The sequence below is a fragment of the Novosphingobium percolationis genome (assembly GCF_020179425.1).
Lineage (GTDB): Bacteria > Pseudomonadota > Alphaproteobacteria > Sphingomonadales > Sphingomonadaceae > Novosphingobium > Novosphingobium percolationis.
The window spans coordinates 40,608-52,643 of the sequence record NZ_JAILYM010000006.1; the positions used below are offsets into that span (position 1 = coordinate 40,608).

The 12,036-nt window shown below is 65.4% G+C and carries 8 protein-coding genes and 1 tRNA gene; 2 read left to right on the forward strand and 7 right to left on the reverse strand.

The genetic code is table 11. The features are described 5' to 3' along the window. Positions 1 to 106 precede the first annotated feature (106 nt). A complete protein-coding gene (locus K3A84_RS15255) occupies positions 107 to 1,387 on the forward strand; it encodes a GGDEF domain-containing phosphodiesterase (protein ID WP_225010215.1) in 1,281 nt (426 codons plus the stop codon). 202 nt (positions 1,388 to 1,589) lie between these two features. On the opposite strand, the gene mfd is transcribed toward K3A84_RS15255, so the two are convergent. The 3 genes from mfd to K3A84_RS15270 all read right to left on the reverse strand — a co-directional run bounded on the left by mfd (position 1,590) and on the right by K3A84_RS15270 (position 5,987). After that, positions 1,590 to 5,075 carry a transcription-repair coupling factor gene (mfd, locus tag K3A84_RS15260; RefSeq protein WP_225010216.1) on the reverse strand — a complete coding sequence of 1,162 codons (3,486 nt, stop codon included), beginning with the start codon at positions 5,073 to 5,075 and terminating at the stop codon, positions 1,590 to 1,592. A gap of 38 nt (positions 5,076 to 5,113) precedes the next feature. Then, complete coding sequence (locus K3A84_RS15265) at positions 5,114 to 5,380, reverse strand: FAD assembly factor SdhE (RefSeq protein WP_225010217.1); 267 nt, start codon at positions 5,378 to 5,380, stop codon at positions 5,114 to 5,116. Positions 5,381 to 5,579: 199 nt separating this feature from the next. Beyond that, positions 5,580 to 5,987: a host attachment family protein gene (locus K3A84_RS15270; protein ID WP_225010218.1), complete on the reverse strand. Its 408-nt coding sequence runs from the start codon at positions 5,985 to 5,987 to the stop codon at positions 5,580 to 5,582. A 123-nt stretch (positions 5,988 to 6,110) separates the two neighbouring features. Between K3A84_RS15270 and recG the strand changes: the two genes are divergently transcribed. Continuing rightward, positions 6,111 to 8,168 (forward strand): ATP-dependent DNA helicase RecG, encoded by a 2,058-nt coding sequence (recG, locus tag K3A84_RS15275; RefSeq protein WP_225010452.1) that lies wholly within the window; start codon positions 6,111 to 6,113, stop codon positions 8,166 to 8,168. A 48-nt stretch (positions 8,169 to 8,216) separates the two neighbouring features. Here the strand turns inward: recG and K3A84_RS15280 are convergent, their stop codons facing one another. The 4 genes from K3A84_RS15280 to K3A84_RS15295 all read right to left on the reverse strand — a co-directional run bounded on the left by K3A84_RS15280 (position 8,217) and on the right by K3A84_RS15295 (position 11,924). Next, positions 8,217 to 8,726, reverse strand: a complete 510-nt coding sequence (locus K3A84_RS15280) for a hemerythrin domain-containing protein (protein WP_225010219.1) — start codon at positions 8,724 to 8,726, stop codon at positions 8,217 to 8,219. Between the two features lie 149 nt (positions 8,727 to 8,875). Beyond that, the gene (locus tag K3A84_RS15285) at positions 8,876 to 10,441 is read right to left on the reverse strand and encodes a hypothetical protein (protein ID WP_225010220.1); all 1,566 of its coding nucleotides are present in this window, start codon (positions 10,439 to 10,441) and stop codon (positions 8,876 to 8,878) included. Positions 10,442 to 10,475: 34 nt separating this feature from the next. Continuing rightward, positions 10,476 to 11,609: an acyltransferase family protein gene (locus K3A84_RS15290; protein WP_225010221.1), complete on the reverse strand. Its 1,134-nt coding sequence runs from the start codon at positions 11,607 to 11,609 to the stop codon at positions 10,476 to 10,478. Positions 11,610 to 11,847: 238 nt separating this feature from the next. Further along, a tRNA-Pro gene (locus K3A84_RS15295) sits at positions 11,848 to 11,924 on the reverse strand. Between the last annotated feature and the right edge of the window lie 112 nt (positions 11,925 to 12,036).

The following is a 12,036-nucleotide window of genomic DNA, read 5'->3' on the forward strand; positions in this document are numbered from 1 at the left end:
CTCGTGCTGCGCGGTTTGACGGGGTGATATGGACCGCGCCAAACTGGTGCAATGGTTAAACAGCGAGGTGGTGATTTCGCAGGGCGCTTGGCCTATGGCCTCGGTGATGAAACGGGCCCTTGCCGAAGCCGAACGCGATGTTCTGACAGGATTGCCGGGCGCGGCTGGCGCGCGTGCGTGGTTCGATGCCGCAGGGCGCGCGGGCTTCGTCCAGGCGATGCAGGTCAGCCTGCAACGGCTGCAATCGGTCAACCTCGCCTATGGCAAGCACGGCGGCGACCGCGCGCTGGTCGAAGTCGCGCGGCGCATTGCCGATTTCGCGCTGGAGGAATTGGGGCCCGACGCGCTCGTCGCGCGCAGCGGCGGCAGCGAATTCCTGCTCGCCTCGCCGGTTCCGATCAGCCGTGCGCGCTGGCACTGGCTGGCCGAAGCGCTGGGGCAGGCGATCAGCCGCCCCATGACGCTCGATGGCGAGGCGATCCGCCTGCAACCGCGCACCGCCCTGATCCGGGGCCTTTCGGGCGAGGGCGGGGCGCAATTGCTCGACCGGCTCGACCAGGCGAGCATTGCGCTCCATCGCAGCACCGCGCGCCGCATCCTGTGGGCCGATGGTAGCCATCCCGCGCGCGGGCAGAGCGCGGCCAGCCTGGAAGCCGATCTGATCGGGGCGCTCCATCGCGACGAGATCGCGGTGCTGTTCCAGCCGCAGTTCGATGTCGGTACCGGCGCGCTGTGCGGGGCTGAGGCGCTGGCGCGCTGGGAGCATCCCCGATATGGCCGGATCGGCGCCGAAACGCTGTTCGCCGTGGCCGAGCGCGGCGATCTCGTCACGCAACTGACCGAACACGTCGCGCGCCGTGCAATGAAGGCGGCGCACGACTGGGCCGCGCCGGTGCGACTCTCGCTGAACGTCACGGCGGAGGACTTCGCGCTCGGCCGCTTCGCGCAGATCATGCGCGACCTGATTGCGGAAGCCGACTTTCCCGCCGATCGTCTCACCCTTGAAATCACCGAGCGCACGCTGATTGCCGATTTCGAGGACTGCGCCACCGCCATCGCCGATCTGTCGGACCACGGCGTGCGCATCGCGCTCGACGATTTCGGCACCGGCTTTTCTAACTTCCGCGCGTTGAAGGCGCTGCCGCTCGATGCGCTCAAGCTGGACCGTTCGCTGGTCAAGGACATCGCCCACGACCGCCGCGACCGCGCCATCGTGGCCGCCATGATCGCCATGGCTCGCGCGCTCGACATGAAGGTGATCGCCGAAGGGGTGGAAACGGAGGCCCAGCTCGGCGTGCTGCGCGACGAGGGCTGCGACACCTTCCAGGGCTTCCTGCGGGCGGGGCCGGTGTCAGCGGAAGAGATGGCCGTACTGGCGAGCGCGTAGGGCAGGACCGGAGCGTCTGCCCCCAACTTTAGCGGCATTCGCGGTACACTGACCGGCCCTCGCAGCCCAACGTCACCCTGAACTCGTTTAGCTGCGCTGGCCTGCGGCTCAGGTCCATGTCTTCCCGCGCACCGCTGGTGGCAGCGGCACGATCGATGTTGAAACAAGTTCAGCATGACCGCAATGGCGCGAGAAGTCCGCCTCAGGCCGCCTTCTTCGCCGCCCTTCGTGCAATGGCAGACAGGCCCTTGGTCAGCTGCACCAGCCCGTTCAACCGGCTTTCCGGGTTGCCCCACGCGCGCTGGATCACCAGCTTGTTGTCCGGCCGCAGTTTGGCCACGCCGTTCAGCCGCTCGACATAGGCGATCAGCCCCAGCGGATCGGGGAAGTCGTCGTTGTGGAACGAGACGAGAGCGCCCTTCGCGCCCACGTCGATCTTGGAAATGCGCGCCTCGATCGCCTGCCGCTTGATCTCGATCAGGCGCAGCAGGTTCTGCGTCGGGCCGGGCAGGGGGCCGAAGCGGTCGATCATTTCGGCCGCCAGCGCCTCGACCGCGTCCGCGCCTTCGGCATCGTTCATGCGGCGATAGAGCGCCATGCGCACGGCCAGGTCGGGCACGTAGTCTTCGGGGATGAGGATTGGCGCATCGACGGTGATCTGGGGCGACAGCGTGTCGCGCTCCTTCATCGCGGCAAGATCGCCCGCCTTGGCCGCCAGGATCGCGTCTTCGAGCATCGACTGGTAGAGTTCGAAGCCCACTTCCTTGATGTGGCCCGACTGTTCGTCGCCCAGCAGGTTGCCCGCGCCGCGCAAGTCGAGATCGTGCGTCGCCAGTTGGAAGCCCGCGCCCAGCGAATCGAGATCGCCCAGTACCTTCAGCCGCTTTTCCGCGATTTCCGACAGCGCCTGATCTTCCGGGAACGTCAGGTAGGCATAGGCGCGCAGCTTGCCGCGCCCCACGCGCCCGCGCAGCTGGTAGAGCTGGGCAAGGCCGAAGCGGTCGGCGCGGTGCAGGATGATGGTGTTCGCGCTGGGGATGTCGATCCCGCTTTCCACGATCGTGGTCGAAAGCAGCACCTCGTACTTCTTTTCGTAGAACGCGCCCATGCGGTCCTCGACTTCGGTCGGGGTCATCTGGCCGTGTGCGGTCACGAACCGCACTTCGGGCACGTTCAGCCGCAGCCATTCCTCCAGCTCGGGCATATCGGCGATGCGCGGCACCACGATGAAGCTCTGCCCGCCGCGCTGGTGCTCGCGCATCAGCGCCTCGCGCATCACCACGTCGTCCCACGGCATCACGTAGGTCCGCACGGCGAGGCGGTCGACCGGCGGGGTCTGGATTGTGGACAGTTCGCGCAGGCCCGACATCGCCATCTGCAGCGTGCGCGGTATCGGCGTCGCGGTCAGCGTCAGGACGTGGACGTCGGCCTTCAGTTCCTTGAGCTTTTCCTTGTGCGTGACGCCGAACCGCTGCTCCTCGTCGACGATGACGAGGCCCAGTCGCTTGAACTCGATCGACTTCGACAGCAGCGCGTGCGTGCCGACGACGATGTCCATTGTCCCATCGGCCAGCCCCGCCTTGGTCGTGGTCGCTTCCTTCGCGGGCACGAGGCGCGACAGCCGCCCGATGTTGAGTGGGAAGCCGTTGAAGCGTTCGACGAAGCCCGAATAGTGCTGGCGCGCCAGTAGCGTCGTCGGCGCGATCACCGCCACCTGCTTGCCCGCCATCGCCGCCACGAAAGCTGCGCGCAGCGCCACCTCGGTCTTGCCGAAACCAACATCGCCGCACACCAGCCTGTCCATCGGCTTGCCCTCGGCCATGTCGGACAGCACGTCCTCGATCGCGCGTTCCTGATCCTCGGTTTCGTCCCACGGGAAGCGGTCGACGAAGGGGCCGAAGCTCGCCGGATCGACCGGCAGCACGTCGGCCTGCCGCAGCGCGCGGTGCGCCGCCGTCATCATCAGCTGGCCCGCCATTTCCAGAATGCGCTCGCGCATCCGGGCCTTGCGTCGCTGCCATGCCTCGCCGCCCAGCTTGTCGAGCGCGACGTTGTCGTTTTCTGCGCCATAGCGCGACAGCACGTCGAGGTTTTCGACCGGGATGTAGAGCTTGTCGCCGCCGGCGTATTCCAGCTGCACGCAATCGTGCGGGCTGTCGCCCACGCCCACGGCTTCAAGCCCCAGATAGCGCCCGATGCCGTGCTCCATATGGACCACGAGATCGCCGGGGGTGAGCGCCGACAGTTCGGCGAGGAAGGCGTCGGCGTCCTTGCGCTTCTTCTTGCGCCGCACCAGCCGGTCGCCAAGGATGTCCTGCTCTGTCAGCAGCTCCAGCCCGGCGTTGGCGAAGCCCTGTTCAAGCGGAAGCACCACCGCCACGGGCTTGCCCTTGGCGGCAAGGCCCAGCGCCTCCTGCCAGGTATCGGCCAGCGCCAGCGGGCCCTTGCCGGCATCACCCAGGATCGAGGCGATACGCGCGCGAGAGCCAGTGGTATAGGCAGCAACGATCGGCTTGAGCCCCCGCGTGCCCAGCGCCGCCAGATGCTTGGCCGCCGCTTCATAGACGTTCGCGCCCTGCGCGCGTTCGGGCGTGAAATCGCGGCTACTGGTGAAGCCGAAATCGATGGTCTGTGCCGATTCCGGCTCGGCGAAGATCGAGGCGCGATGCACCGGCCACCCGGCCAGCGCGCGGTCGAACTCGTCGCGCGTCAGGTAGAGCGCGTTTTCGGCCAGCGGGCGATAGGTGCCGGTCGCGCGGGTCCCACCCTCGATGCGCGCCTGATGGTAGTCGGCGATGTCGGTCAGCCGGGTCTCGGCCGCCTTGAGCGCGCCCGCATCGATCACCACCAGGTCGTCGTCGGCCAGGTGATCGAACAGCGTGACCAGCCGGTCCTCGAAGAGCGGCAGCCAGTGCTCCATGCCTGCAAGCCGTCGCCCGTCGCTCACCGCCTGATAAAGCGGATCGCTCGTGGCGTTGGCGCCGAACATCTCGCGATAGCGGCTGCGGAAGCGCTTGATGCTGTCTTCGTCGAGCAGCGCCTCGCTCGCCGGGATGAGCAGGTGCGTCTCGACCGGCTGGACCGACCGCTGCGTCGCGGGATCGAACAGGCGTAGCGTTTCCAGCTCGTCGCCGAAGAAATCGAGCCGCAGCCCGTGGTCGAGCCCGGTTGGGAAGATGTCGAAGATCGACCCGCGCACCGCATATTCGCCCGCGTCGACCACGGTATCGGTGCGGGTATAACCCTGCCGCTGCAACAGCGCGATCAGGCTCTCGCGCCCGATCTCCACGCCCGGCGTCAGCAGCCGCGTCGATTCGCGGATACGGAACGGCGTCAGCGCGCGTTGCAGCACCGCGTTGATCGTGGTGACCAGCAATTGCGGGCGGTCGCGCTTGTGCTGCAATTTCTGCAAGGCCGCCAGCCGTCGGGCGCTGATCGACAAGGCCGGGCTGGCGCGATCGAAGGGCAGGCAGTCCCACGCGGGGAAGTCGAGCACGTCCAGCTCGGGCGCGAAGAACGCCGCACTCTCGACGATCGCGCGCGCGGCGGTGTCGTCGGGCGCGATGAACACCGCGCGGCCCTTTGCTGCGCGCGCCAGGTCGGCCAGCACCAGCGGCTGTGCGCCCCGCGCGATCGAGGCTAGTGTGAGCGGGGACTTGGCCGAAAGGACGCGGGCGATGTCGGACATGGGCTAGAAAATGCTCGCCTTCGGGGATGGCTCCCGCTTCAGCGCGGGATCTCGACGTAATCGAGCTTGCACATGGCGTCCATCATCGGTCCGGCATACTCTTGCGGAACGGACAGGGTGCCCAGCGCCCAGCCGAGGATATCGACATCCTCTTCCTCGATCAGCGTCTCGAACCAGACGACCTGTTCTTCGTCCCATCCGGCATGGAAGCGGTCGAAGAAGCACCCGATCATGTAGTCGGCTTCACGCGTGCCCCGATGCCAGGCGCGGAACTTGAGGCGGCGAAGACGGTCGGGCTCGATCATGCAGCGCGGTTAGGCCAACGCGCGCGACGACTCAAGGGGATGGAGGGGCAGCTTCACCCCGTACCCGCGAAGAAATTCCCGTGAAGGCGCGCTCCGGCACGGTTCAGACCATGCTCACGGCAGGGCGCATCCCGGCGGCCGTCCTTCCCCCGCCGCCGGGATGCTCGCGTTCCCCCCGTTCCGAGGTCCGCGTAACGCGTTACTTCGCTTGCAGCGCGGCCAGCACCTCGTCAGGCTGACGGCCGATCAGTTCCTTGGCCACCTCCCCGATCAGCGCCTGGCTGACCGGCTTGGTATAGTGGTGGCGCAATTCGCCCAGCGTGCGCGGCGGCGCGATCACGACAAGGTGCTCGATCTTGTGTCCTGCCACCTGCCGGTTGAGCCATTCGGCCACTGCGGATGCGTGCGCATCTTCGTGCATCTGGCGCGGTGACGGATCGCTGGCCGTGGTGCGATGACGCCCGCCGCCACCCGAATGGTTGCTTTCGTCAAGGTGCGGCTTTGGCAGGTCGACGAGATCCGGTGCGGCTTCGTTGCCGGCGTTGCGCAGCAGGGTCCATTCTTCGCCATCGACAAGGGCGATTACGGCGCCATGGGGAAGCAGCATTGGGGATCTCCTCTTCCTGTTTTCGGCGACGAGCCAAGCGCATCGACCGCCGTCTTTCCATGCGCTGCGTCAAATCGGGCACAGGCTGTGGCGATTTCGCCCGCAGCCGCTTATGTCCGCGCCATGCGCCCGGATATGCTCAACCCGTTGTTCGCCGATGTCGGCAGCCTCAAGGGCGTCGGGCCGGGGGTTGCCCGTCCGCTCGAAAAGCTCGGGCTGAGCCGAGTCCGTGATCTTGCATACCACCTGCCGGACCGCTTCGTCACGCGGCGTGCGGTCGCGAATCTCGACGAGGCGAGCGTGGGCGAACAGATTGTCGTCGCGCTTACCGTGCGTGAACACCGCAGCGCCGCCGGACGAGGGCCCTATCGCATTCTGGCCGAAGACGTGGACGGCACCGTCGTCGCGCTGATCTATTTCGGCCGGGCCTCCTACAGCGCGAAGAAGCTCCTGCCGGTGGGCGAGAAACGCTGGGTGGCGGGCAGGCTCGACCAGTTCGGTCAGTTCCTCCAGATCGTCCATCCCGACCACGTGGCAGAGGATGGGGCCGCGCTGATGGGCCAGCTCAACGAGCCGGTTTATCCGCTGTCAGAAGGGCTCACGCAGGGACGCATCCAGGCGCTGGTGCATCAGGCGCTCGCCCACCTGCCCGACCTGCCGGAATGGGTCGAGCCGGGCCTGCTTGCCAAGACGGGCTGGCCCGCGTGGAAGGATGCGCTGCTCGAAGCGCACAAGGGCCAGCATCCGCTCGCGCGCGACCGGCTGGCCTATGACGAACTGCTGGCCAACGCGCTCGCGCTCATGCTGGTGCGCGCCTCCAACCGCCAGCGCAGCGGCACGCCGCTGGTGGGCGACGGCCACTTGCGGGCAAAGCTCAAGCTGCCCTTCGCGCTGACCGGCGCACAGGCCCGCTCCATTGCCGAGATCGAGGGTGACATCGCGCAAGGCGCGCCGATGCTCCGCCTGCTTCAAGGCGACGTCGGCTCAGGGAAAACGGCGGTCGCGCTCCACGCCATGCTGATCGCGGTGGAAGCGGGCGCGCAGGCGGCCTTGCTCGCGCCCACCGAAATCCTCGCGCGCCAGCACGCCGAAACGCTGACGCGGATGGTGGCGGGCACGGGCGTGACCGTCCAGCTTTTCACCGGGCGGGACAAGGGCCGGGCGCGCGAATCGATCCTGATGGGGCTGCTCGATGGTTCCATCAACATCTGCGTCGGCACCCACGCGATCTTCCAGGATGCCGTCGCCTACCGCAATCTCGGCCTCGTGGTGATCGACGAACAGCACCGCTTCGGCGTTGGCCAGCGGTTGATGCTCACGCAGAAGGCGCGCCGCACGCCGCATTGCCTCGCCATGACCGCCACGCCCATCCCGCGCACGCTGACGCTGGCGCAGTACGGCGAAATGGACGTCTCGCGGCTCGACGAGATGCCCCCCGGGCGACAGGCGATCGACACCCGCGTCGTCGCGCAGGAACGGTTGGCCGACGTGATCGAAGGCATCGGACGCCACATCGCCTCTGGCGCGCAGGCCTATTGGGTGTGCCCGATGGTGCGCGAACAGGAAACCGAGGACCTCGCCGCCGCCGAAGCCCGCCACGCCATGCTGAAGGAGCGCTTTGGCGACACCGTCGTCCTCGTCCACGGCCAGTTGCGGCCTGAGGCCAAGGACGCCGCGATGGAACGCTTCGCCAGCGGCGAGGCAAAGCTGCTGGTGGCGACGACGGTGATCGAAGTCGGAGTCGATGTGCCCAACGCCACGCTGATGGTGATCGAACAGGCCGAACGCTTCGGCCTCGCCCAGCTCCACCAGTTGCGCGGCCGCGTCGGGCGCGGCAGCCAGAAATCGACCTGCCTCCTCCTGCGCGGTGATGCGCTCTCCGAAGTCGGGCGCGAACGGTTGGCCTTGATGCGCGAAACGCAGGACGGTTTCCAACTCGCCGAGGAAGACCTGCGCCTGCGCGGAGGGGGCGAACTGCTGGGCACGCGCCAGTCGGGCGACACGCCCTTCCGCGTCGCCGACTTCGAACAGATCGCCCGCCTGCTGCCCCTCGCGCACGACGATGCCCGCCTGCTGATGGAGCGCGACGGCGGCCTTTCGTCCCCACGGGGAGAGGCGGCGCGGGTGCTGCTCTACCTGTTCGAACGCGATTGGGGCGTGCAGCTGCTGCGTGGCGGCTGACACGCCCTTGGTTGTGCTTGGACGACGTCAAGTGTCGTTCACGTCACCTCACGCGGGCAGGCTCACCACACTGACCTGCGCCGGGGGAAGCTCGCCCGCCTTGGCCTGCGCCATAAGTTCAGTCTTGCGTGCAAGCATCTGATCGCGCAGCGAAACGAGGTCCACCCCAGCGGCACGGGCCTGCGCGAACATGCCTTCGGAACGTGCCTCTTCCTCGTGGACGTGGTGCTTGATCTCCTCGGACAGCACCTTGACCTTGGCGTCGAAGAAATCGTCCTCGGGGTCGGTCGCCACGATGTCGTTGATCAGCACCTTGGCGCCATCATGCTCGACATAGGCTTCGGTCCACGTCTCTTGCTCGATCTTGCCCTTGAGCGCGGGGTAGAAGATCTCTTCCTCGATGATCGTGTGGATTTTCAGTTCGTTGCAGATCTGGTGCGCGATGTCCGGCCGCTTTGCTTCGCTGGCGTTTTCGAACTTCTCGAACAGATCCTCGACCTTGCGATGGTCGGCCTTCAGCAACGCGATCGCATCCGAATAGGTAGGGGTTGTGGGCACGGCGGGTCTCCTGTTCCGTCGGCGCAGATGAAGCGCCTTTCGCGACAGACAGTGCGCAAGGCCCGCCAAAGGTTCCGAACTAGCTGATCCACAACCGAAAAAGCCACCCATGCGGGGCGGTTTTCCAATGCCGGTGGCAGAAGTCGTACTCAGGTCGACTGCGGCCCTTCCCCTGCCAGCAAGGCCCGCCGCCGCTGCACCGCTGGTGGCAGCCGCGATGGCAGCGCGCGGGGGGGCGTTGAGGCTGCGGGCTGTCGAGCTGGTCCAACCTGCGATGCATCTCCTGTTGCCTCCAACAGGCTGCGGCGGTGCGCGACAGCGGGGGGGAGCGCGCCTCGATCGGCCGTCTTGCGCGTCCTCTCAGCCAGCTCGGCAGGCACTGCCGTCAACCCCGCGTCTCGCAGATACCGCGCCCGTGCGCCAAGAAAGAGCCCGGTCCCGACGCCGTACCACAACGACCAGCCACGGTTGTTGAGCGTTGAAGAGAAGAACGTCGTCGTAAGGACGCCGATGATGATCACCGCCCCCCAAGCAGCCAGAAACAGCGTGTCAGAGTGCTGTTCACGCAGCCGAGCCAGCCGCGCCAGCAGCCGGAAGGACTGTAACGCCTGGAGGAATTGCATGAATAGCAGCAGCCCGCCGCCAACAAGGCCGCCAATGAACAGGATGCTGAGGTGCTCGTTGTGGCCAAAGCCGATGGAGCGGCTTGAACCGCCACCGATTTCGCGCGGCATATAGAAGACCGTCTCTGCAGCCAGTCCGTTGCCGAACAGGATTGTGCGGCCACCTTGTGCGAAGGCGCTCGCCATGTAGTTCCATTCGCTCTCGCGCGTGTAGAGCGTCACGTCCTCGCCGCTGCTGGTCTTGATATTGAACAGGCGGTCGGTCCATCGGTCCAGGCCGAACGCACCATACTGCGAAAGGCCGATCACGAAAATCACCGCCGCTAACATCAGCAGCAGCAAGCGCGGGCTCACCAGCCGCGTTGCACCGGGCAGCAGGCTGGACGCTTGCACGGCACCGGCGATCAGGAACGTTCTGGTCACGGAGAGAAAGACCACGGTGACCCCGCCGATCAGGGCACCCCACTCGGTTAGCATAAGGCCGAACAGAAGCAGGCATTCGAGGTAGCCGAGCGCCGGAAGGGTAGCGCCACTGAGGATCTGGTACCGGACTGTCTCAAAGTCGAGAGTGCCGCCGATCAGGCGCTGTATGGCGACCCCACCGATGACGTATCCGATGCACAGCAGTGCAAGCATCTTGCGCAAGGCCAGAGAATTCAAGGTAAGAACAGCTCGTGCTGTGGCATAGGCGATAGACATGTAGATCAGCGACGGCGTGGCAATCGACAGCATCGCACCGATCTGCTGGCCCTTGAACAGCCCCGTCGAAAGTCCGACGAGCAGGAACAGCGCCACCGCCGCCAGAAACTGCGTCAACCCGGGAACGGGCGTCCGTTCATCGCGATCCAGCACGAAGAACAACCCGAAGGCGACCACATAGAGCCCAAGGTAGATTTGCGGCAACACCGCCACGGCGCTGCCGGGCGCGGCGCGGAAATCGAACATCCAAGCGCTGATCAACAGCCCGAAGAAGAACAGCAGCCGACTCTCGCTCTGCGTGGCCTTGCGCAACGGAATGGGAGCCTGACTCTGGCGGCGGGCCGGGTTTCCCGCTCCGGCAGGGGGTGTCGCGATGATGCTGGAACCGTTCATCGGCAGCAAACTCGTGTTGGCGGAAAGGGTAGCATCACTGACTTGCCGCCGGAGCAGCCGAAGTTTGCAGCAACTCGCGTCGCTGCAGCCCGAGTCGACGAACCATTGCCGCTGCTGGCTTCTCTAGAATGGTCCAGCTTACCGAAGCGATCCCCGTCACAAGCGCCGTGAACAGCGCCACGAACACTATCCATGCTACCAGCCCTATCGGCAGCGGCAACTGGTCTGCGACGATCAGCAGCGGCCAGTGGATGAGATAGATGCAGTAGCTGTATTTTCCTATCACGCGCAAAGGCCTGATGGAGAGGGCTTGCGCGAGATTGCGGTTGGCAATCCCCAGAACGAGGAAGGTCCCATAGAACAGTGCGATGGGAAGATACCCGAAGCGCTGCACGACCGGGTTCTCGTAGTGAACCGTGCCCGCAGTCACGAAGACGGCAAGCAGCATGACAGTCAGAACCGCCAGGATCGGACCGGCCCATCTAACGTTCCGCGCAATATCGTCTCGGTACAGCGCGATGATCGAGCCGGTAAGAATGCCGTCAGCATGGGTAAGGGTAAAGTGATAGACTGCTGAAGGCGTGATCTGTCCCACAAGGATAAAGCGCAGCACCGCAAAAGCGATGAGCAGGACAGGCGCGGTGATCTTCAATGCCCGTTGGCTCAGGGCGAAAACGAGCGCCGGCCAGACGAGATAGTATTGCTCTTCGACCGCGAGCGACCAGGCCGGCCCCATGGGGTTGTTCAGGTTCCACCCGAAAAGATCGCCAAGGTTGCTGATGAAGAGGAAATAAGCCCACCAGTGGTCGAGGTAGTTTTCAACCATCACGTTCACCTTGGGCACGTTGATCATGCCAAGTAGGGCGAATGCGATCAGGATGGTATAATAGAGCGGGAAGATGCGTCCAAACCGCTTGACGTAAAAGTCGCGGAAATATCCTGGCTTTCCTTTGGCTTCCAACAGGATGCTGGTGATCAGAAAGCCTGATAGCACGAAGAACAGGTCGACACCCGACCACCCGGCCATGATCACTTGCGCACCGATACCCGTCAGGCCCGATGCCGGACCTCGATAGAACGCGTGGACAACGATAACGAACAGGATCGCCAGCGCACGGATTCCGTCCAAGCTGGGGATGTGGGAGCGGGCGGGATTGAAGTCGCTCACGATAGGCTAACCCTTGCAAACCACCACGCGCCGGGGGCGGTGCCTTGTCGTCAGTAAAACCACTGAGATCAAGTCTTTTGCTGCGGTGCGGCGAGCGATTGAGCGACAAGTTGTGGGCCTTGTCCGGTAATTGCGCCGGATGCAGCTGCGCAGGTTTTGAATTCGCCGATGGGAGGAAGTGCCCATTGGGGAGCCGGTCCCCCTAAGGGGTGAAATTCGCTGATTTCAAAGGTGGATGTGGTCGGGGAAAGAGGATTCGAACCTCCGGCCCCTGCCTCCCGAAGACAGTGCTCTACCAGGCTGAGCTATTCCCCGACCGATCCGCTGCCGGTCACCCGGCTGCTAGGCAGGGGGGCCCTATACGGGGGCGTTTCGCGGGGCGCAAGCGGGGGAGCGCATAAATTTTGTCACGCTTCCCCCATGCCCT

Bases quoted from the DNA above. Each gene is read 5' to 3' on its own strand.
- K3A84_RS15270 (WP_225010218.1), bottom strand. From the start codon at position 5,987: ATGCTGCTTCCCCATGGCGCCGTAATCGCCCTTGTCGATGGCGAAGAA.
- recG (WP_225010452.1), top strand. From the start codon at position 6,111: ATGCGCCCGGATATGCTCAACCCGTTGTTCGCCGATGTCGGCAGCCTC.
- K3A84_RS15255 (WP_225010215.1), top strand. From the start codon at position 107: ATGAAACGGGCCCTTGCCGAAGCCGAACGCGATGTTCTGACAGGATTG.
- K3A84_RS15265 (WP_225010217.1), bottom strand. From the start codon at position 5,380: ATGATCGAGCCCGACCGTCTTCGCCGCCTCAAGTTCCGCGCCTGGCAT.
- K3A84_RS15285 (WP_225010220.1), bottom strand. From the start codon at position 10,441: ATGAACGGTTCCAGCATCATCGCGACACCCCCTGCCGGAGCGGGAAAC.
- mfd (WP_225010216.1), bottom strand. From the start codon at position 5,075: ATGTCCGACATCGCCCGCGTCCTTTCGGCCAAGTCCCCGCTCACACTA.